The following is a 20,303-nucleotide window of genomic DNA, read 5'->3' as shown; positions in this document are numbered from 1 at the left end:
AGCGCAGCGTTATGACAGGCCGGTGACAGTCGGAGGCATCGATAAATCTACTCCGGCGGTCATCTGATGCGGTTTTCTGCGCTTCCGATGCTCACGGACCCAAATGTCCGCTCCGCTTCGGTTCTCAAAAACCACCCCACCTGACTCGCCGGAGCGAATTCTGGATGCCTCCTCTAGGAGCGGCCAAATCCGCCCGACGTCGGCGTCGTCACGATGACGGCTTCACCGGCCTCGAGCACCGTCTGGTCGCAAGCCTTCAGGATTTCGATGCGGCCGCCCTTGCGGCGGACCTTGGTCGAGCCGACCTCGCCATCGCCGCCGCCGTCCAGGCCTTGCGGCGGGCGGTTGCGATGTGAGGACAGGATCGCGCATTCCATCTTTTCGAGGAAACGGATGGTGCGCTCGGTGCCGTCGCCGGCACTCCATTTGCCTTTGCCGCCGGAGCCTTCGCGGATGTGGAAATCCTCGAGCAGGACGGGAAAGCGCAATTCCAGCACTTCCGGGTCGGTCAGGCGCGAATTGGTCATGTGGGTGTGAACGCCGGAGGTGCCGGCAAAGCCGCGGCCGGAGTTCATCCGGCCTGCCGGCGAGCCGGAGCAGATCGTCTCGTAATACTGGTACTGCTTGTTGCCGAAGGTGAGATTGTTCATTGTGCCTTGCGCGTTGGCCATCGCGCCCATGGCGCCGAACAGCGCATTGGTGACATGCTGGGAGGTCTCAACATTGCCGGCGACGACCGCCGCTGGGTAGGTCGGTTTCAGCATGCAACCCTCGGGAATAATAATGTTAATGGGTCTCAGACAGCCGGCATTCATCGGGATCATGTCCTCGACCATGACGCGGAAGGCATAAAGCACGGCTGCGCGGGCGACCGGCTCGGGAGCGTTGAAATTGTTCTTCATGACCGGCGAGGTGCCGGTGAAGTCGACAGTCGCCTCACGTTTTTTCCGGTCGACCGAGATCTTCACCTTGATGACTTGGCCGGTGTCGGTCGGATACTCGTATACGGAACTGTCGGGCAGCCGCTCCAGTACACGGCGCACGCTTTCGGCGGCATTGTCCTGGACGTGACCCATGTAGGCCACAACGACATCGAGGCCGAAATGCGCGACCATCTTGCGCAGTTCGGCGACGCCCTTTTCGTTAGCGGCAATCTGCGCCTTGAGGTCTGCGACGTTCTGATGCGGATTGCGTGCCGGGTAGGGGTGGTCGGTGAGCAGCGTCTGCAGTTCCTTCTCGCGGAACCGGCCGCGATCGACGATGCGGAAATTGTCGAACAGCACGCCTTCCTCGTCGACGGTGGTGGCGAGCGGCGTCATCGAGCCAGGCGCGGTGCCGCCGATATCGGCATGATGGCCGCGCGAGGCGACGTAGAAGAGGATCTCCTCCCCCCTTGAGGGGGAGGTGCCGCCGAAGGCGGCGGAGGGGGTCTTCTCAGCAGGCACCGCCGGAACGTCGAGCACTGCCGCAGCGACCCCACCCGGCCGCTTCGCGGCCACCCTCCCCTCGAGGGGGAGGGAAAAAACAGGCGTCACCACGGTGATATCAGGCAGATGCGTGCCGCCATTATAAGGCGCATTCAGTGCAAAGACGTCGCCGGGGTGGATGTCACCGGAGTTCAGCCGGATGATGGTTTCCACCGAACGGTCCATGGAGCCGAGATGCACCGGCATGTGCGGCGCGTTGGCGACCAGCGCGCCATTACGATCGAAGACGGCGCAGGAGAAATCCAGTCGTTCCTTGATGTTGACGGAATAGGCGGTGTTCTGCAGCGTGACGCCCATCTGTTCGGCGATCGACATGAACAGGTTGTTGAACACCTCCAGCATGACCGGATCGGCCTCGGTGCCGAGCGCCGCCTGCCGGCGCTTTTTCTCGATGCGGCGCAAGAGCACATGATTTTTGGCGGTGATCCCGGCCTGCCAGCCCGGCTCGACGACGATGGTCTGGTTCGGTTCGATGACCAGGGCAGGGCCGGCAACCTTGTACCCCGGTTTGAGTACCTCGCGGCGGAAGATGCCGGCGTCTCGCCAGGTGCCGTCGGCGAAGATTTTCCGACTCTGCGAAGGGGTTGCGGCGATGTCCTCAAGGACTGAATCACTTTCGTCGCGGCCAGTGCCGCCGGTGTCGATGCCTTCGACGCCGACCGATTCCACGATCATCGGCTTGTCGTCATAGACGAAGCCGAACTGCGCCTTGTGGGCCATTTCGAAATCGCCCTTGGCGCGTTCGATAGAGCCGTGCTCGAAATTCACCGGCAGCGCGGTGTCGGTGCCGTCATAGCGGACCTGCAGCACCGGTTTCGAGGCGACGGCGTCCTCGGCGATGCCTTGTGCTGCAAGCTCGTCGATGACGGCTTTGCGCAATGTCGCGATAAGGTCGTCGATCGCCGGCCTGGAGTCTTCCGCCAGCGGTTTCAGCAGCGCCTGCTGGCGCGACGAAAAAATCGAGGACAACCCAATGCCATAGGCCGACAGCAGGCCGGAGAAGGGATGGATCAGCACCGCTTCCATGGCGAGTGCGTCGGCAACGAGGCAGGCGTGCTGGCCACCGGCGCCACCAAAACAGTTCAGGAGATATTCGGTGACGTCGTAGCCGCGCTGCACGGAAATCTTCTTGATCGCGTTGGCCATGTTTTCCACGGCGATGGTGACAAACCCTTCGGCCACCGCCTCCGGTGAGCGGCCGTCGCCGATTTCGGCTGCGAGTGCTGCGAATTTCTCGCGCACGGTTTGCACGTCGAGCGGCTGGTTCTGGCCGGGTCCAAAAATGGCCGGGAAGAAATCGGGCTGCAGTTTGCCCAGCATGACGTTGGCGTCGGTGACGGCCAGCGGACCGCCGCGCCGGTACGCGGCCGGGCCCGGATTGGCGCCGGCCGAATCCGGCCCAGCGCGGAAGCGGCCGGCCTCGTAGTGCAGGATCGAGCCGCCGCCGGCGGCGACAGTGTGGATTCGCATCATCGGCGCGCGGATGCGCACGCCGGCAACCTCGGTGTCGAAGGCGCGCTCATAGTCGCCATCATAGTGGGCTACGTCCGTCGAGGTGCCACCCATATCGAAGCCGATGACCTTGTCGAAACCGGCGAGCTTCGCCGTCTCGACCATGCCGACGACGCCGCCGGCCGGACCGGACAGCAACGCGTCCTTGCCCTGGAACATGTCGGCGGCGGTGAGGCCGCCCGACGACATCATGAACATCAGGCGGGGACTTTCCCTCCCCCTTGAGGGGAGGGTGGCGGCGGAGCCGCCGGATGGGGTCGTTGCGGCAGTGCTCGACGTTCCTTGAAGCCTCGCGCTGCCTTGGGCGACCCCCTCTGGCTGCTGCGCAGCCATCTCCCCCTCGAGGGGGGAGAGGACGCCCAGCTCTCCCGCCACCCTCTGCACATACCTTGCCAGAATCGGTGACAAATAGGCGTCGACCACGGTGGTGTCGCCGCGGCCGACCAGCTTGATCAGCGGTGAGACTTCGTGGCTGACCGAGACTTGGCGAAACCCCAGTTTTCTGCAGACTTTTGCAACCGCTTTTTCGTGATCGGGATATTTCCAGGCATGGATGAAGACGATCGCCACGGCGTCGACGCCGTCGGCCTTGGCTTGTTCGATCGCCGGCCGGCAGGCGGCAATGTCGAGCAGCCGTTCGACGCGGCCGTCGGCGCGCACGCGCTCGTCGACCTCGATGACGCACTCGTAGAGCTGCTCGGGAAGGACGATCTCCTTGGCGAAGATGTCGGGCCGCGCCTGATAGGCGATCCTCAGCGCGTCGCGAAATCCCCTGGTGATGAGCAGCAGCACGCGGTCGCCCTTGCGCTCCAGAAGCGCATTGGTGGCAACGGTGGTGCCCATCTTGATATCGCCGATCAGGCCGGACGGGATCGGCGCGCCGGATTTTAATCCGAGCAGATCGCGAATGCCCTGAATGGCGGCGTCGGCATAGGCTTCAGGATTCTCGGACAGCAGCTTGCGCGGGTGCAGCCCGCCTTCCGGGTCACGGCCGATGACATCGGTGAAGGTGCCGCCGCGGTCGATCCAGAAATCCCATTTGGCGGTCACGGCAGCTCTCCCAGGCATTTTATTGATTCAATTTGTTAATTCGTCATGGCTTGGTGTTAGTTCGCCACGGCTTCGCCGGCAACGGCAAAAGCAGATGATGTTACATGCGGAAACGCAACGTTATGAAACTCATAGGCGCCTGATGCATTCTGTCCTCGATCGTCACCCGGTAGCGGGGGCGTGATTAGAGGAGAGATGTCATGAAGAAACTCATTCTTGCGTCGGTTTCGGCGCTTGCCCTGCTTGGCGTTGCGGCTTGCAGCGACAGCGGCACGGGCGGGGACGCCACCACCACGCAGAGCACCAATCCGCCGGCGAACGAACAACCGATGCAGCCGGCCCCTGACGCCACGAAGCCGGCCGAGCCGGCTCCGGCACAGCCATCTGCGCCTGCGCAGTAGTCTGATGTGACGAACAGAAGGCCGGCATCATGCCGGCCTTCTGACTTCAGGACACGCGCGTTGCGGCCATCGCCGCAAGCGCGAGCAGCACCGTTCGCCCGTCACTTTTTCGCCCACAGAAAGGGTCGAAATTCCAAGGTGACGAAGGCGTGCAGGCAATTGTGCCTGACTGACGCGGCGCCCAGCAGACGGCTTACCAGCCCGCATTTGCCGCGGCAGTTTCCCCGAGACGACGTAGATGAAGCTCGCGCCAGAGCGGCAACGAACAGCAAGATGTCGCAAGGCTGCGGCTTCGCACGCTATGGCCGGTGTTGCGGTTGGCCGTCTGTAGGTTTTCCATGATCGACGGTTGGCGCCGGCTGCTTCCCGCGAAATAGGTTGGGCCGGCCCTGCGGCATTGTCTTCGCTTGATAGCGGTGGCCGGTTAGCCCTAATAGATGCTCATGTCGATTTGGGATCGCCTCGGCGACTTCATCACCCGCGTTTCGTCCTCAACCTCGTCGGGTGTCGCCGACGTCGTCGAGGCCGTGCGCACGGTTTTCTCCGGCGACCCCGATCTGCGCCGGCGCGTCGCCTTCTCGGTGGCGATGATCGCGCTGTCGGCCAAGATGGCCAAGGCCGACGGCATCGTCACGCAGGACGAGGTGCGTGCCTTCCAGCAGATATTCGAAGTGCCGAAGGACCAAACGCGCAATGTGGCGCGGCTCTATGATCTGGCCAAGCGCGACATCGCCGGCTTCGAGACCTATGCCGCGCGGATGGCGCAGCTTTGCGGCTCCGGCCATTCGAACTGCGCGATGCTGGAGGACATTCTCGACGGGCTGTTCCATATCGCCAAGGCTGACGGGCTGGTCCACGAGCGCGAAGGCCAGTTCCTGCATCGTATCGCCGAGATCTTCCGGATCGAGGAGGCGCATTACCAGAGCATTCTGGCCCGGCACGTCGACCTGGGTGCGGCCGATCCCTATGTCGTGCTTGGCATCGAGCGGGGAAAAACGTTCGAGGAGGTCAGGAAGCGTTATCGCAAGCTGGTTTCGGACAACCATCCCGACCGGCTGATCGCACGCGGCCTGCCGCAGGAATTCATCAAGATCGCAACCAGCAGGATAGCGGCAATCAACGCGGCCTATGAGATGATCGAACGAGGCCTGCGGCACGCATGAGCGGCTTCCCGCCCGACGAGCCGAGCGCCGAGGTAGGGGTATCGCCGAATTTCGGTCCACGACGCGAGATGACCAAGCCCGACATGATCGTGCTGCACTACACCGGCATGCAGACTGGCGCCGGCGCCGAAGCATGGCTGTGCGATCCGGCCAGTGAGGTTTCGTCGCACTATATCGCCTATGAGGATGGCCGCATCGTCCAGATGGTCAGGGAAAGCGACCGTGCCTGGCATGCCGGCAAGAGTTCGTGGTTCGGACGCACCGACATCAACTCCTGTTCGGTCGGCATCGAGATCGTCAATCCGGGGCATTTGCTGGGCTATCGGAATTTTCCGAAACGGCAGATCGATGCCGTCATCGGCCTGTGCAAGGGGGTTGTCCAGCGCCATTCCATTCCAGCCCAACGGGTGCTCGCTCATTCCGACATAGCACCGGGACGCAAGATCGACCCGGGCGAGAAATTCCCCTGGAAGGCCCTGTTCGAGGCCGGTGTCGGCCATCTCGTCGAAGCGGCACCTGTCAGGCGTGGCGCGGTGCTGAAGGCCGGCGATGCGAATGCCGAGGTCGAGGCGCTGCAATCGATGCTGGCGCTCTACGGTTATGGCGTGGAGATATCAGGCAATTTTGACCGGCAAACCGAAATCGTGGTCGAGGCTTTTCAGCGGCACTTCCGCCAACGCAAAGTGGATGGCGTGGCCGACGGGTCGACAATCCGCACGCTGGAAAGGCTGCTTGCTTCCGTAAGGGCAGTCCCGTCCAAGTAGTCTTTTCCTAGCTGTTAAGTTACAGCCTGTCACTCAAAGTGACTTGCCTCGCCTTTTTTGCCGCCAATTCGGTCGTCAAAGGCGATCCGTGCAAGTTGTCGGACCTACGGCCCCCCAGATGTTCCGATGTTGATTAGCTTAGCTGCGTGAAGTTCTTCGCGCGGTCCAAACAGAACAGGATCCCATGCAGAAATTGACCGTTTTAACGGCAGCTGTTGCTGCCGGCGTAATGACTTTTGCCATCGGTGCTGCGAATGGCGCACCACTGAGCCAGCGGGCCGACCAGGGTTTCATTACCGCGTCCGACAAAACCGCCACGCCGAAAGCCGGCCAGGGGGCAAAGGATAAAAGGACAGCCTCCGCAAAGGCGGAAAAAGCTGCTGCGGTAAAGGTGAAAAAGCCAGCATCCGCAAAGGCGGAAAAAGCTGGGGTAAAAGTGAAAAAGCCAGTCTCTGCAAAGAAGGCAGTCTCCAAGCGGCATGTGAAGCGCAACAGGACCCGCATCGACCAGGCGACGACGGCGTCGATCGGCCGGAAAAGCAGGGCGGCGGCGCCGAAGGCGGCGGCCGCTGGCGGCAGCGGCCAGTATTCGACGATCATCGAGCGTCATGCCGCCAGCAATGGTGTGCCGGTGTCGCTCGCCAAGGCCGTCATCATGATCGAGAGCAGTTTCCAGCCGAACCAGGTCGGCAGCGCCGGTGAGATCGGCCTGATGCAGATCAAGCCGTCGACGGCGCGGATGATGGGTTACAGCGGCTCGATCAAAGGTCTCTACGATCCCGAGACCAACATCAAATATGGCATGAAATACCTCGCCATGGCGCGGAACCTCGGCGACGGCACGACCTGCGGCACGATCCTCAAGTACAATGCCGGCCATGGCGCCAAGCGTATGAACCCGATATCCGCGGCCTATTGCGGCAAGGTCAAGGTTCAGCTGGCCGCGCTTGGAGCGCCGGCGTAATAGGCCGGAGCCTGCTTTTTTGTTTGCGTTTTCGGACGCGAATCCCTTTATACGCCTTGCCAGCTGGCCGGGCGGCCGCACCCGCGAAGCCGAAAGGCTGCGGGTGAGGAAAGTCCGGGCTCCATGGAGACACGGTGCCGGTTAATGGCCGGCGGGGGCGACCCTAGGGAAAGTGCCACAGAAAGCAAACCGCCACGATCCGTCGTGGTAAGGGTGAAAGGGTGGGGTAAGAGCCCACCGCGCGACTGGCAACAGGAGCGGCACGGTAAACCCCACCGGGAGCAAGACCGAATAGGGGCGGTGCGAGGGGAAACCCTCGAGGGCTGTTTCCGGCTCACCGTCCGGGTAGGTTGCGTGAGGTGCATGGCAACATGCGCCCAAGATGAATGGCCGCCACGTTCTCGCGCCGCAAGGGGTGAGGGCCATACAGAACCCGGCTTACAGGCCAGCTGGCAATTTTCGTCCAGATTCTACAAGGAAATTCCCTGATATCAGCAGGTTGCGTCTTCGGGCGCGCCTGCTGGTTCAGGCGCTTCATTGACTGAATCAGCTTTCACTGGGCTGTGCGTGAAGCAAGCGTTTCTTGAAACTGGTGCGATTAAATCGTACCTTCCCCAAGTGCGGGTGGTTAGGAGCGCACCATGGGTCAGGTCGACAAACGCAGCATCACGCTTTCGCCGGAATTGGCGGCGGCGGTCGACGATGTGGTCGCCGCCGGCGAATATGCTTCGGCGAGTGAGGTGATCCGCGACGCACTCAGGCAATGGAAGGACCGCCGTGACTTGCACGGCTACACAGTCGAGGAGTTGCGCAAGCTGGTGCAGGAGGGGATCGAAAGCGGACCGGCGCTGGACGGGCCGCCGATCATGGAACGACTGCGCGCCAAATATCTGAAAATGGCCGAGGCCAAAGGCCTTGAGGAGTGAAATACCGCCTGCTTCCTCTGGCATTAATCGACCTCGAAACTTATCGGCGACTACATTGCCGAACACAATCCTAATGCGGCGATCCGCCTCGTGAATGTCTTGGAGACGCGTTGGGATTGACCCTGCATCCTTTCTCCGGCGCACCGCGCGAAGACATTGCGCCCGGCATCCGCCATCTGGTCGTCGGCGAATACCTCACCTTGTACCGTGTCGGCGAGGATGCAGTCGAGATCCTGCGTGTGCTGCATGGCCGGCGCAATATCGAAGCCGACGATCTGGCTTCGTGATCGGTTCGTTCAACCGTCGACGCCGTCCAGTGACACCTCGATTGCCTGCCAAAGCGCTTCCACCGGCTCGCAGCCGACCGACAGGCGAACGAAACCGGACGGCACTGCATCACCCCAGCGGGCGCGCCGCTCGGCCGAAGAGTGGACGCCGCCGAAGGAGGTCGCCGGCTGGATCAGGGCGCAGGCGCCGATGAACGCTTCGGCCTTGGCTTCACTCCCCAGGTCGAGGCCGATAAGGAAGCCGAAACGTTCCATCTGGGTGGTCGCCAGATTGTGCGAAGGGTCATCCTCCAGTCCAGGAAAGCGGACGGATTTCACGCTCCGATGATTTGTCAGGCGTCGGGCGATCAGTTCGGCCGATTTGCACATGCGGTCGAAGCGGACTTCCAGCGTCTCGAGGCCTCGATGGACCAGCCAGGCTTCGAATGGTCCGGGGATGGAGCCCGACAGTTTGCGCCAGTCGCGGATGGCGGTGATGATCCCGGCGTCACGGCTGGCGACATGGCCGAACAGCGCGTCGGAATGGCCATTGGGCGCCTTTGTGTCAGCGGCAACGACGATATCGGCGCCGAGGTCGAGCGGGCGCTGACCGTAAGGCGTCATCGTGGTGTTGTCGGCGACGACCAGCGCGCCGGCCTCGTGCGCAAGGCGCGCCACGCCGGCCATGTCGCAAATGTCCAGCCCGGGATTGGATGGGGTCTCGACGAACACCAGCCGGTAGCCGGAGAAACTGCCGTCCAGAAAGGAATTGGTCGGTCTTGTGTCAAACGAGACGCCTAAAGGTTTGAGGAAGCGCTCGGCAAGCAGGCGCGGCGTGTAGTAACCATCGGACGGCAACAGGATGCGATCGCCTGCCTTGAGCAGCGCGAAGAAGACCGCCGCGATCGCGGCCATGCCCGACGGGAACGCTATGGACGGCGCGTCCTCAAGGTGGCCGAGCATGTCTTCCACCGCCTCCCATGTCGGATTGTCGTAACGCCCGTACTGGCTGACGCCGGCCGGATTGCCGGGCAGATGGAAAGTTGTCGTCATTGTCAGCGGCAGCGAAACCGGATCGCCCTTGGCGAGCTTGACGCCACGCAAATGGGCGAGGGTGGCGGCGCGCGACTTCGCTGTTTCGGACATCGGTTTTTCGAACCCTGACTTTGAGGAGAAGAATGCGCAGACGCTATGCCGGGTCACACCGGCAGGCAAGCGCCGATCCGTGCCGGCAAACCGCTCTAAACGCTTCGTTAGGCTTAATGGAGCATAAAGACGGGAGTGCCGTCAAAGCTGCTCTCATCGGTTGTGGCGCGCGCGTTTGTGAAGCCTATTCCCGTTGACGCCCATAGCGCCCCATGATATCCCATTTCAATATTCAAGCCTTCGGTCCGCGTCAGGGTGAAGCGTACGCCAATCGGGCAGCCGCGGCGGCTGCGCGTTTGCTTGTTTTCGCCTGGAACGAAGTGGGTTTTGGGCAGGGACCGCGCCGGGGCGGCGCGGGCGGGAAGATGCAGAGGGGTGCGGCGGCGCAAGCGGCCGTAACGCGTAATGGACCGGTTTCTGTCAAGCGCGGTGAACAGGATCGATGCGAAGGGACGGGTGTCCGTTCCAGCGCATTTCCGTGCGGTTGTGCAGAAACGTGGCTATTCGGAACTCTATGCGCTGCGCTGCCTGGATCGCCCGGCGATGGATGTCGGCGGGCTCGACCTGCTCGACCGCTACGAGCAACGCATCGCGCAGGAAGACCCCTTCCTGCAGACGGCGGACGACATGTCGTTCTTCTGCCATGGCGATGGGACATTTCTCAAGCTCGATCAGGACGGCCGCATCTCGATGACCGATTTCATCCGCGAGCACACCGGCATTTCCGCGGAAGCGGCGTTTGTCGGTCGCGGCAATTTCTTTCAGATCTGGGAACCTGGACGGCTCACCGCCTATGGGGCGGAAGCACGCGCCCGGCTTTTGCAGCTTCGGCAGGGGACGAAGCCTGGGGAGCGACCGGACTGATGGCGGGCTACGGCGATGACCCTCACGCCGCTGGCGGACCGGCCCGTCACATTCCGGTCCTCCTTGCCGAAGTGCTGGAGGCGCTTTCGCCTGGAGCGGGCGAGCTGATTGTCGACGGCACCTTCGGCGCCGGCGGCTACACCAAAGCCATTCTCGCAAGCGGCGCCTCGGTCGTCGCCATGGACCGCGATCCGGATGCGATCGCTGCGGGTCGTGTCCTCGAACAACAATCAGGCGGCAAGCTCAGGCTCGTTCAGGCGCCGTTCTCGACATTGGACGAGCATGTCGAAAGTGCTGACGGCGTCGTGCTCGACATCGGCATCTCCTCAATGCAGATCGACCAGCCGGAGCGCGGTTTTTCGTTCCGCGCCGACGGACCACTCGATATGCGTATGGCGCAGGCTGGCCTCAGCGCCGCTGATGTCGTCAACAGCTTCAAAGTGGGCGACCTTGCCCGCATCTTCGGGTTTCTTGGCGAAGAGCGTCACGCCGGCCGCATCGCCCGCATGATCGAAAGCCGTCGCGAAAAACATCCGTTCGAGCGCACGCTCGACCTTGCCGACGCCATCGAGACGCATGTCGGCCGCGCGCCGAAGGACAAGATCCATCCGGCGACCCGCGTCTTCCAGGCGCTGCGCATCTTCGTCAATGACGAACTCGGCGAACTGGCCAAAGCGCTGTTTGCGGCTGAACGCGTGCTGAAACCGGGAGGACGGCTGGCCGTGGTGACGTTCCACTCCCTGGAAGACCGCATCGTCAAGCGCTTCATCGCCGATCGCGCCGATGCGGCAACCGGATCGCGGCACCTGCCCGAGGCGCAAGCGCGCACTGCCACCTTCAAAAAGGCGGGTGGCGGCGTGACGCCTGATGAGGCCGAGATATCAGCCAATCCGCGCGCACGCTCGGCAAGGCTGCGCGCTGCGATCCGCACCGAAGCACCGCCGCGCGCCGGCGACTTTTCGATTTTCGGGCTTCCAAAACTTCCTGACCCAAAACTTCCCGGTGCCGACCGCCCGGGAGAGAGGTGAGCGCACGTGTTTCGTACCAGCGACATAGTACTTATCGCCGTCATGGTTTCGGCTGCGGCCTTGACCTTCAAGACCAAGCGCGAGGCCGAGGAACAATTGGCGGCGGTGCACAAGATCCAGGCGCAGATCCGCTACGAGGAGGATACGATCGATCTCCTGAAGGCGGACTGGAGCCTGCTGACCCAGCCGTCGCGCCTGCAAAAGCTGGCCGAGATCTACAAGTCGCAACTCGAACTCGAGCCGGTCAGCGCCCGCCAGATCATCGGGCTGGACGACCTGCCGGCAAAACCCCTCACCATCGAGGACCTTTCGTCGCAGCGGCTGGGCGGCATGGCCGACAGTTCTGGCAAAGGACCCTTGGACGACAAAGACCCCGTGGTGACCGGAGGCATCGTCCAATGATCGCCAGATTTCCATCGATCGCCAGACTGCTGAAGCGCCGCGCCAAGTCGGAAGACGGATCGATTGTGGTCGAAGGCGCCCGCAAGGCGACCGGCGGCAAGGGCAGGACCCGCATCGTGATGACGATGGCGGTGTTCTTCGGCATCTATTCGACCATCACCGGGCGGCTGGTCTATCTGGGTTTTCAGAACCCCGACCTGTCCGGCGGTCCGCAGAGCCGGGTGACGGCGTCACGGCCCGACATCGTCGACCGCAACGGCGAAGTGCTGGCGACGGACATCAAGACGGCGTCGCTGTTTGCCGAACCGCGCCGCATTGTCGACGCCGACGAGGCGATCGAAAAGCTGGCGACGGTGCTTCCCGAGATCGACTACGAGCAGACCTACCACAAGCTCAAGAGCGGCGCCGGCTTCGTCTGGCTGCAGCGGCAACTGACGCCCAAGCAACAATCGGATATCATGCAGCTCGGTGTTCCCGGCTTCGGCTTCCGTACCGAAAAGCGCCGCTTCTATCCGGCTGGCGAAACCTCGTCCTACATTGTCGGGCTCACCAACATCGACAACCAAGGCATCTCCGGCATGGAGAAATATATCGACGAACAGGGGCTGAGCGATCTTCAGGCGTCGGGCCTGGCGGTTGCCAAGGATCTGAAGCCGGTGCAGCTCTCGATCGACCTGCGCGTCCAGCATATCGTGCGTGACGAGGTCGCCACCGGCATGGAGAAATACCGCGCAATCGCGGCGGGCGCCGTCGTTCTCAACATCAAGACCGGCGAGGTGATGGCGATGGCCTCGGTTCCGGATTTCGACCCGAACAACCCCTACAATGCGCAGGACAAGGACCGCTTGAACCGCATGTCGGCCGGCCTTTACGAAATGGGTTCGACGTTGAAGAGCTTCACCACCGCCATGGCGCTCGATTCCGGCAAAGTGACACTGGAAAGCCGTTTCGACGCTTCGCGCCCGATCAGGATCGGCCGTCAGACCATCCATGATTTTCACGGCAAGGCTCGGGTGCTGTCGGTGCCCGAAGTGTTCATCTACTCGTCCAACATCGGTTCGGCCAAGGAAGCCGAAGCGGTTGGCATCGAGGGGCACCGCGAATTCCTGCATCGCCTGGGGATCCTCGAGAAGATGCAGACGGAACTGCCGGAGGTCGCCCGCCCGACCGAGCCCAAAGTCTGGAAACAGGTCCATTCGATCACCATCGCCTTCGGTCACGGTGTGTCGACAACGCCGCTGCAGACGGCGGTCGGCTGCGCCGCGCTGCTGAACGGCGGCTATCTGATCCAGCCGACATTCCTGAGGCGCGCGCAGGAACAGGCGATGTCGGTGGCCAAGAAAGTGGTCAGCGACAAGACGGTCGAGAGCATGCGCTATCTCTACGCACTGAACGCCGAGAAAGGGTCAGGTAGGAACGCCAGGGTTCCAGGCTACCGCGTCGGCGGCAAGACCGGAACGGCCGAGAAGGTTGTCAACGGCCGCTACTCAAAGGACAAGAATTTCAACGCCTTCGTCGCGGCTTTCCCGATGGACGATCCGCAATACATCGTGCTTACGATCGCCGACGAACCGAGGCCGGAAAAGCCCGGCATGGGTGCAACGGCCGCCTCGAATGCTGGCGTCATGGCTGCGAACATTATCCGACGTTCGGCCTCCATGCTTGGCGTGAAGCCAGATTTCAGCCATGAAAATGGCGCAACGCTGGTTTCCTATCAGTGATTCTTGGGGCGCGCCGGCAACAGCGCGCTATTTTGTTGCTATGAACGGGGTTCGATGAAGCTGAAAGACCTAGCCGGTATCCTGCCTGTCGAGGGGACAGCTTCCTTCGATGCGGAGGTTACCGGCATTTCGTCGGATTCCCGCCAGGTGACACCGGGCGTGGTCTTTTTCGCGCTCACCGGTACCAAGGCCGATGGCGCGGCCTATGCCGCCGATGCCGCCAAGCGCGGCGCAGTGGCGATCGTGGCCGGGAAGGGCAGTGCGGTCGCCGGACTGCCGGTGCCGGTTCTCGCTGTCGACGATCCGCGCCTTGCGCTGGCGCTGAGTGCCGCCCGCTACTTCGGCAGCCAGCCGCAAACCATGGTCGCGGTGACCGGGACCAGCGGCAAGACATCGGTAGCGGCCTTCACCAGGCAGATCTGGGAGCAGTCAGCCTTTGCCGCCGCCTCGATCGGCACGACCGGCGTGGTGGCGCCGGGCCGCAACGAATATGGCTCGCTGACCACCCCCGACCCGGTAGATCTGCACAGGCTGCTGCAGGAACTGGCGGATGCCGGCGTCACCCACGCATCGATGGAGGCCTCCAGCCACGGTCTCGACCAGCGCCGGCTTGACGGCGTGAAGCTTGCAGCCGGCGGCTTCACCAATCTCGGCCGCGACCACATGGACTATCATCCGACAGTCGAGGACTATCATCGCGCCAAGCTGCGCCTGTTCGACACGCTGCTGCCGAAGGGTGCACCGGCCGTTATCTTTGCCGACGATCCGTGGTCGGAGCCGACGATCCGGGCGGCGAGGGCGGCGGGACTGGATGTGCTGACGGTCGGCCGTCACGGCGAGTTCCTGACACTGAAGCGGGTCGAGCACGAGCGCCACCGCCAGCGTGCCGAGGTGGAAGTCGATGGCGTTCTCCACGAGATCGACCTGCCGCTGGCCGGCGATTTCCAGATCGCCAATGCCCTGGTTTCGGCGGGCCTCGCCATCTCCACCGGAACATCTGCCGCCAAAGCCCTGATGGCGTTGGAGAAATTGAAGGGCGCACCGGGCCGGCTGGACCTTGTTGGCACCACTGCCAACGGTGCGCCGGTCTATGTCGATTACGCGCACAAGCCGGACGCGCTGGAAAACGTGTTGGCGTCGGTGCGGCCGTTCACCACCGGTCGCGTCATCGTCGTGTTCGGCTGCGGCGGCGACCGCGACCGGGGCAAGCGGCCGATCATGGGCGAGATCGCCACGCGGCTCGCCGATGTCGTCATCGTCACCGACGACAATCCGCGTTCGGAAGTGCCCGAAACGATCCGCTCCGCGATCCTTGCCGCTGCACCCGGCGCCGTCGAGATCGGCGACCGGCGCAAGGCGATCCACGAGGCAGTCGCCATGCTCCATGCCGGCGACACGCTGATCGTGGCCGGCAAGGGGCATGAGGAAGGCCAGACCATCGGGGCCGAGACGCTGCATTTTTCCGACCATGAGGAAGTCCGCGCCGCGCTCCAGGAGCGCGTCGCATGAACTTCCTGTGGACCTCCGAGGATCTCGTCGCCGCCATGGGCGGGCGACCGCTTGGTCCGATGCCGGAAGGGATCAGCGGCATCTCGATCGACAGCCGCAGCCTTGAGCCGGGCGATGCTTTCTTCGCCATCAAGGGCGAGGCGATGGATGGCCATGATTTCGCGACCGCCGCCATCAAGGCCGGCGCCGGCGTGCTGGTCGTCGCCGAGGGCAAGCTGCCGTCGCTCGGGCGGCTGACGGCGCCGATGATCGTCGTGCAGGACGTGCTGGCCGCACTGGAAAAGCTAGGGCTGGCCGCACGCGCGCGCTCGAACGCCAAGATCATCGCGGTGACCGGTTCGGCGGGCAAGACCACCACCAAGGAAGCACTGCGCCATGTGCTGTCCGCCGTCGGCAAGGTGCACGCATCGCCGCAGTCTTTCAACAACCACTGGGGCGTCCCGCTGACGCTGGCGCGGATGCCGGCGAACTGCGACTATGCCGTGTTCGAGATCGGCATGAACCATCCCGACGAGATCCGGCCGCTAGTCAAGATGGTCCGGCCGCATGTCGCCATCGTTACGCTGATCGCCGCGGCACACCTCGGCTTCTTCCGCAATCTGGACGAGATCGCCAAGGCCAAGGCCGAGATTTTCGAGGGGCTGGAACCGGACGGCGCCGCCCTTCTCAACCGTGACGATCCGCGCTGGAAGCTTCTGGACAAGATGGCGAGAGCCGCCGGCGTCGAGCACATTTGCGGGTTTGGCGAGAATGCCCGTGCGACCTTCAAGCTGCTGAAATGCGCGCTGCATGCCGATCATTCTGTCATCACCGCCAAGGTCGGCGGGCAGGAGATCACCGCCAGGGTCGGCGCGCCGGGCCGACACATGGTGCAGAATGTGCTGGCCGTGCTGGGCGCCGCGCATCTGGTCGGCGCCGACATCGCCAGGGTGGCGCTGGCGCTGGCCGATCTTTCGGCCGAACGCGGACGCGGCAAGCGCCATGTGCTGCGTCACCCGAAAGGTCCGATCACGCTGATCGACGAGAGCTACAATGCCAATCCGGCGTCGATGAGCGCAGCAATGGCGCTGCTCAACGCGACGCCGGTGTCGGGCGAAGGCAGGCGCATCGCGGTGCTCGGCGACATGCTGGAACTCGGCGACCACTCGGCGAAGCTGCATGCAGCCCTTGCCGATCTCATCGTCGGCACAGACACGCGCACGGTCTTTCTCGCCGGCCCGGAAATGCGGGCGCTGGCCGACATCCTGCCTGATGAGATCGAGACGGAGTATCGCGCCGGCGCAGAGGATCTGAAACTGGTGCTTCTGTCGGCGCTGAAGCCCGGCGACGTGGTGATGATCAAATCGTCGAAAGGCATCGGGTTTTCCAAGTTGGTCGACGCACTGCTCAGCAAATTTCCGGCGGTAGCCACAACCGCCAAACAGACCTAGAGCCAGGTCCGGGGACCGAATCGCATGTTCACACTGCTCGTCGAATTCGCGGACAAGATCTCGGTCTTCAACGTCTTTCGCTACATAACCTTCCGTACCGGCGGCGCGCTGATAACCGCGGCGCTGATCGTCTTCATCTTCGGACCGGCTATCATCAATTCGCTGAGGCTGCGGCAAGGCAAGGGCCAGCCGATCCGCGCCGACGGGCCGCAGACGCATTTCAAGAAGGCCGGCACGCCGACCATGGGCGGGCTGATGATCCTGTGCGGCATCATCGGCTCGTCGCTTTTGTGGGCGAACCTGTCCAGCATCTATGTCTGGGTGGTGCTGCTGGTGACCCTGGGTTTCGGCTCGATCGGCTTCTACGACGATTATCTCAAGGTGACGAAGCAATCGCATCTCGGCTTTTCCGGCAAGGCGCGGCTGGCGCTTGAATTCGTCATCGCCGGCATCGCCGCCTGGGTGATCATGCACAACGGCCAGGCGCCATTCTCGTCGTCGCTGACTTTCCCTTTCGCCAAGGAGTTCCTCGTCAATCTCGGCTGGTTCTTCATCCCGTTCTCGTGCTTCGTCATCGTCGGCGCCGGCAATGCGGTGAACCTGACCGATGGCCTCGACGGGCTGGCGATCGTGCCGATCATGATCGCGGCGGCGTCCTTCGGCGTCATCGCCTATCTCTCCGGCAATGCGGTGTTCGCAGAATATCTGCAGATCCATTTCGTGCCCGGCACCGGCGAATTGGCGGTGGTCCTCGGCGCGGTGATCGGCGCCGGCCTCGGCTTCCTGTGGTTCAACGCACCGCCGGCGGCGATCTTCATGGGCGATACCGGCTCGTTGGCCTTGGGCGGCCTGATCGGCACGGTCGCGGTTGCCACCAAGCACGAGATCGTGCTGGTCATCGTCGGCGGCCTGTTCGTCGTCGAGATCCTGTCGGTCATCATCCAGGTCGGCTATTTCAAGATGACCGGCAAACGAGTGTTCCTGATGGCGCCGATCCACCATCATTTCGAAAAGCTGGGCTGGACCGAAAGCCAGGTGGTGATCCGCTTCTGGATCATCGCCGTCATCCTGGCGCTGGTCGGCCTGTCGACCCTCAAGCTCCGATAGGAGGTCGCTTGATCCCGGCCGCATCCTTCGCAGGCAAGCGCGTCTCGCTCTTCGGGCTCGGCGGCTCGGGGATCGCCACTGCGCGCGCGTTGATCGAGGGCGGGGCGGACGTGCTCGCCTGGGACGACAATCCCGGCAGTGTCGCCAATGCCGCGGCCGTCGGTATCGCGACCGGCGATCTGCGCGGCGCAGACTGGGCGAAGTTCTCGGCCTTCGTGCTGTCGCCCGGCGTGCCGTTGACGCATCCGAAGCCGCACTGGACAGTGGAGCTGGCGCGCGCTTCAGGCGTCGAGATCATTGGCGACATCGAGCTGTTCTGCCGGCAACGGACCTTGCTGGCGCCGGCAGCACCCTTCATCGCCATAACCGGCACCAACGGCAAATCGACGACGACGGCGCTAACGGCGCATATCCTGAAATCGGCCGGACGCGACACGCAGATGGGCGGCAATATCGGCCGCGCGGTGATGACGCTCGATCCGCCGGAACCCGGGCGGCACTATGTCGTGGAATGCTCGTCCTACCAGATTGACCTGGCGCCCTCGATCAATCCGACCGCCGGCGTCCTGCTCAACCTGACGCCCGATCATCTCGACCGTCATGGCACGATGCAGCACTACGCCGCGATCAAGGAGCGGCTGGCCGCCGGCAGCGAGACGGCAATCGTCGGTGTCGACGATTCCTGGTGCGCCCAGCTCGCCGACCGGCTGGAACGGGCAGGCCAGCACGTCATCCGCATTTCCAAGCGCCTGCCATTGACCGATGGCTATTTCGCCGACGGCACCGACCTGATGGAGGCGGTGCATGGCCGTTATAGTCGGATCGCCTTTCTCGAAGGCATCGGCTCGCTGCGCGGCCAGCACAATGCGCAGAATGCGTTGGCCGCTATCGCCGCCTGCCTCAAGGTCGGGCTCGAGCTGGGCGAGATCCAGTCGGGCCTGGAGAGCTTTCCCGGGCTGGCGCACCGTATGGAGCAGGTCGGCCGCAAGGGCCATGTGCTGTTCATCAACGATTCCAAGGCGACCAATGCCGATGCGGCAGCGCCCGCACTGTCCAGCTTTCCGCGCATCTACTGGATCGCTGGCGGGCTGCCGAAAGAGGGTGGCATCGAGCCGTTGCGCGGCCTCTTTCCGCGCGTCGCCAAGGCCTATCTGATCGGTGAGGCCGCACCAGCCTTCTCGGCGACGCTCGGCGAGGCGGTGCCTTACGAGATCTCCGGCACGCTGGCCGCAGCAGTCGAGCACGCCGCAAGCGACGCGGCCAGGGATGATGGCAACGGCGAGGTGGTGGTGCTGCTTTCGCCGGCCTGCGCCAGTTTCGACCAGTTCAAGAATTTCGAAGTGCGCGGCGAAGCCTTCAGGCAAGCTGCGAGCACTATTGATGGCGTGAAGCTCATCGGAGGGACACGGTAATGCAAAGTCGTCTCGACAAAAGCCCGGTTGCCACCTGGTGGTGGACGATCGATCGCTGGTTCCTGGCTGCGTTCCTGTCGCTGATGGGGCTCGGCATCGTGCTGTCCTTCGCGGCAAGCCCGGCGGTGGCCCAGCGCATCGGCCTGGACAGTTTCCACTTCGCCACACGGCAGATCATCTTCACCATTCCTGCACTTGGCGTGATGCTGGCGGTCTCCTTCCTGGAATCGCGGCAGATCAGACGCATGGCCCTGGCGATGCTGTGCATCATGCTGGTGCTGATGGTGGCGGTGCTCTACATCGGCGTCGAGGTGAAGGGCGCGCGGCGCTGGGTGTCGCTCGCCGGCGTGTCGATCCAGCCGTCGGAATTCCTGAAGCCGGCCTTCGTCGTCATCTGTGCCTGGCTGTTTGCCGAACACAAGCGCCAGCCCGACATCCCGGGCAATCTGTTCGCCATGCTGCTGCTGGCCCTCGTCATCTCGCTGCTGGTGGCGCAGCCTGATTTCGGCCAGACAATGCTGGTGCTCGGCACCTGGGGGGTGATGTTCTTCATGGCCGGACTGCCATGGCTGTGGATCATCGCGCTGGGCGCTGCCGGCATCGGCGGCGTGTTTGCCGCCTATACGGTGTTCCCGCATGTCGCCGGCCGCATCGATCGCTTCATGACCGGCGAGGGCGACACGTTCCAGGTCGACATGGGCCGCGATGCGCTGATCAACGGCGGTTGGTTCGGCGTCGGGCCGGGCGAGGGTACCGTCAAGCGGGTGATACCCGACAGCCATGCCGATTTCGTCTACTCGGTGGCCGGCGAGGAGTTCGGACTGATCATGTGCTTCTTCATCATGACCATCTTCGCCTTCATCGTGCTGCGCGGCCTCAGCACCGCGCTCAAGGAGCAGGACGATTTCACACGCTATGCGGTTGGCGGCCTGGTCACGGTCTTCGGTCTGCAGTCGGTCATCAACATGGCGGTCAATCTACAGCTGATGCCTGCCAAGGGCATGACTTTGCCATTCATCTCCTATGGCGGCTCCTCGCAGATCGCCATCGCCATCTCGATGGGCATGGTGCTGGCGCTGACGCGCAAGCGGCCGGAAAAGCGCAAGCAGTTGGGCTTCGCACCGTCGCAGCGCGCCATGCCGGCGGAGTGA

General features: G+C 63.3%; 17 protein-coding genes and 1 other RNA gene. 16 read left to right on the top strand and 2 right to left on the bottom strand.

Annotated elements, in window-relative coordinates:
- Positions 1 to 173: 173 nt before the first annotated feature.
- Positions 174 to 4,049, bottom strand: a complete 3,876-nt coding sequence (locus tag CIT26_RS23605; protein ID WP_095494771.1) for a hydantoinase B/oxoprolinase family protein — start codon at positions 4,047 to 4,049, stop codon at positions 174 to 176.
- A 200-nt stretch (positions 4,050 to 4,249) separates the two neighbouring features.
- Between CIT26_RS23605 and CIT26_RS23600 the strand changes: the two genes are divergently transcribed.
- The 7 genes from CIT26_RS23600 (at position 4,250) to CIT26_RS23570 (ending at position 8,554) form a co-directional block, all read left to right on the top strand.
- On the top strand, positions 4,250 to 4,450 hold the full coding sequence (locus tag CIT26_RS23600; protein ID WP_023798723.1) for a hypothetical protein: 201 nt from the start codon (positions 4,250 to 4,252) through the stop codon (positions 4,448 to 4,450).
- A 443-nt stretch (positions 4,451 to 4,893) separates the two neighbouring features.
- On the top strand, positions 4,894 to 5,613 hold the full coding sequence (locus CIT26_RS23595) for a J domain-containing protein (RefSeq protein ID WP_095494817.1): 720 nt from the start codon (positions 4,894 to 4,896) through the stop codon (positions 5,611 to 5,613).
- Positions 5,610 to 6,377, top strand: coding sequence for an N-acetylmuramoyl-L-alanine amidase (locus CIT26_RS23590; protein WP_095494770.1), 768 nt, complete (start codon positions 5,610 to 5,612; stop codon positions 6,375 to 6,377). The genes CIT26_RS23595 and CIT26_RS23590 overlap by 4 nt, the downstream gene beginning before the upstream one ends.
- 184 nt (positions 6,378 to 6,561) lie before the next feature.
- The gene (locus CIT26_RS23585) at positions 6,562 to 7,341 is read left to right on the top strand and encodes a lytic transglycosylase domain-containing protein (protein WP_095494769.1); all 780 of its coding nucleotides are present in this window, start codon (positions 6,562 to 6,564) and stop codon (positions 7,339 to 7,341) included.
- Positions 7,342 to 7,400: 59 nt separating this feature from the next.
- An RNA gene (rnpB, locus tag CIT26_RS23580) (RNase P RNA component class A) lies at positions 7,401 to 7,798 on the top strand.
- 184 nt (positions 7,799 to 7,982) lie between these two features.
- Complete coding sequence (locus CIT26_RS23575; RefSeq protein ID WP_095494768.1) at positions 7,983 to 8,267, top strand: type II toxin-antitoxin system ParD family antitoxin; 285 nt, start codon at positions 7,983 to 7,985, stop codon at positions 8,265 to 8,267.
- A gap of 116 nt (positions 8,268 to 8,383) precedes the next feature.
- A complete protein-coding gene (locus CIT26_RS23570; RefSeq protein WP_245319529.1) occupies positions 8,384 to 8,554 on the top strand; it encodes a type II toxin-antitoxin system RelE/ParE family toxin in 171 nt (56 codons plus the stop codon).
- A gap of 9 nt (positions 8,555 to 8,563) precedes the next feature.
- Here CIT26_RS23570 and CIT26_RS23565 read toward each other — a convergent pair whose 3' ends face one another.
- On the bottom strand, positions 8,564 to 9,679 hold the full coding sequence (locus CIT26_RS23565) for a cystathionine gamma-lyase (protein ID WP_095494767.1): 1,116 nt from the start codon (positions 9,677 to 9,679) through the stop codon (positions 8,564 to 8,566).
- A 405-nt stretch (positions 9,680 to 10,084) separates the two neighbouring features.
- Between CIT26_RS23565 and mraZ the strand changes: the two genes are divergently transcribed.
- From mraZ to ftsW, 9 genes are read left to right on the top strand one after another with little or no spacing between them, the layout of a single operon-like run.
- Positions 10,085 to 10,543 carry a division/cell wall cluster transcriptional repressor MraZ gene (gene mraZ / locus CIT26_RS23560; RefSeq protein WP_095494766.1) on the top strand — a complete coding sequence of 153 codons (459 nt, stop codon included), beginning with the start codon at positions 10,085 to 10,087 and terminating at the stop codon, positions 10,541 to 10,543.
- The gene (gene rsmH, locus CIT26_RS23555; RefSeq protein WP_167391524.1) at positions 10,540 to 11,571 is read left to right on the top strand and encodes a 16S rRNA (cytosine(1402)-N(4))-methyltransferase RsmH; all 1,032 of its coding nucleotides are present in this window, start codon (positions 10,540 to 10,542) and stop codon (positions 11,569 to 11,571) included. The genes mraZ and rsmH overlap by 4 nt, the downstream gene beginning before the upstream one ends.
- 6 nt (positions 11,572 to 11,577) lie before the next feature.
- Positions 11,578 to 11,973, top strand: coding sequence for a cell division protein FtsL (gene ftsL, locus CIT26_RS23550; protein ID WP_095494764.1), 396 nt, complete (start codon positions 11,578 to 11,580; stop codon positions 11,971 to 11,973).
- Positions 11,970 to 13,694, top strand: coding sequence for a peptidoglycan D,D-transpeptidase FtsI family protein (locus CIT26_RS23545; RefSeq protein ID WP_095494763.1), 1,725 nt, complete (start codon positions 11,970 to 11,972; stop codon positions 13,692 to 13,694). The genes ftsL and CIT26_RS23545 overlap by 4 nt, the downstream gene beginning before the upstream one ends.
- Positions 13,695 to 13,748: 54 nt before the next feature.
- Positions 13,749 to 15,203, top strand: coding sequence for a UDP-N-acetylmuramoyl-L-alanyl-D-glutamate--2,6-diaminopimelate ligase (locus CIT26_RS23540; protein WP_095494762.1), 1,455 nt, complete (start codon positions 13,749 to 13,751; stop codon positions 15,201 to 15,203).
- Positions 15,200 to 16,633: a UDP-N-acetylmuramoylalanyl-D-glutamyl-2,6-diaminopimelate--D-alanyl-D-alanine ligase gene (locus tag CIT26_RS23535; RefSeq protein ID WP_095494761.1), complete on the top strand. Its 1,434-nt coding sequence runs from the start codon at positions 15,200 to 15,202 to the stop codon at positions 16,631 to 16,633. Before CIT26_RS23540 ends, CIT26_RS23535 begins: the two co-directional genes overlap by 4 nt.
- A gap of 24 nt (positions 16,634 to 16,657) precedes the next feature.
- The gene (gene mraY, locus CIT26_RS23530) at positions 16,658 to 17,740 is read left to right on the top strand and encodes a phospho-N-acetylmuramoyl-pentapeptide-transferase (RefSeq protein WP_095483331.1); all 1,083 of its coding nucleotides are present in this window, start codon (positions 16,658 to 16,660) and stop codon (positions 17,738 to 17,740) included.
- Positions 17,741 to 17,748: 8 nt separating this feature from the next.
- Entirely contained in the window at positions 17,749 to 19,152 is a 1,404-nt protein-coding gene (murD, locus tag CIT26_RS23525; protein ID WP_095494760.1) for a UDP-N-acetylmuramoyl-L-alanine--D-glutamate ligase, read from the top strand.
- A complete protein-coding gene (gene ftsW / locus CIT26_RS23520) occupies positions 19,152 to 20,303 on the top strand; it encodes a putative lipid II flippase FtsW (protein ID WP_095494759.1) in 1,152 nt (383 codons plus the stop codon). Before murD ends, ftsW begins: the two co-directional genes overlap by 1 nt.

It is taken from the genome of Mesorhizobium temperatum (assembly GCF_002284575.1).
In the GTDB taxonomy this organism is placed as follows: Bacteria; Pseudomonadota; Alphaproteobacteria; order Rhizobiales; family Rhizobiaceae; genus Mesorhizobium; species Mesorhizobium temperatum.
This window is presented reverse-complemented; position numbering and strand designations above follow the sequence as displayed.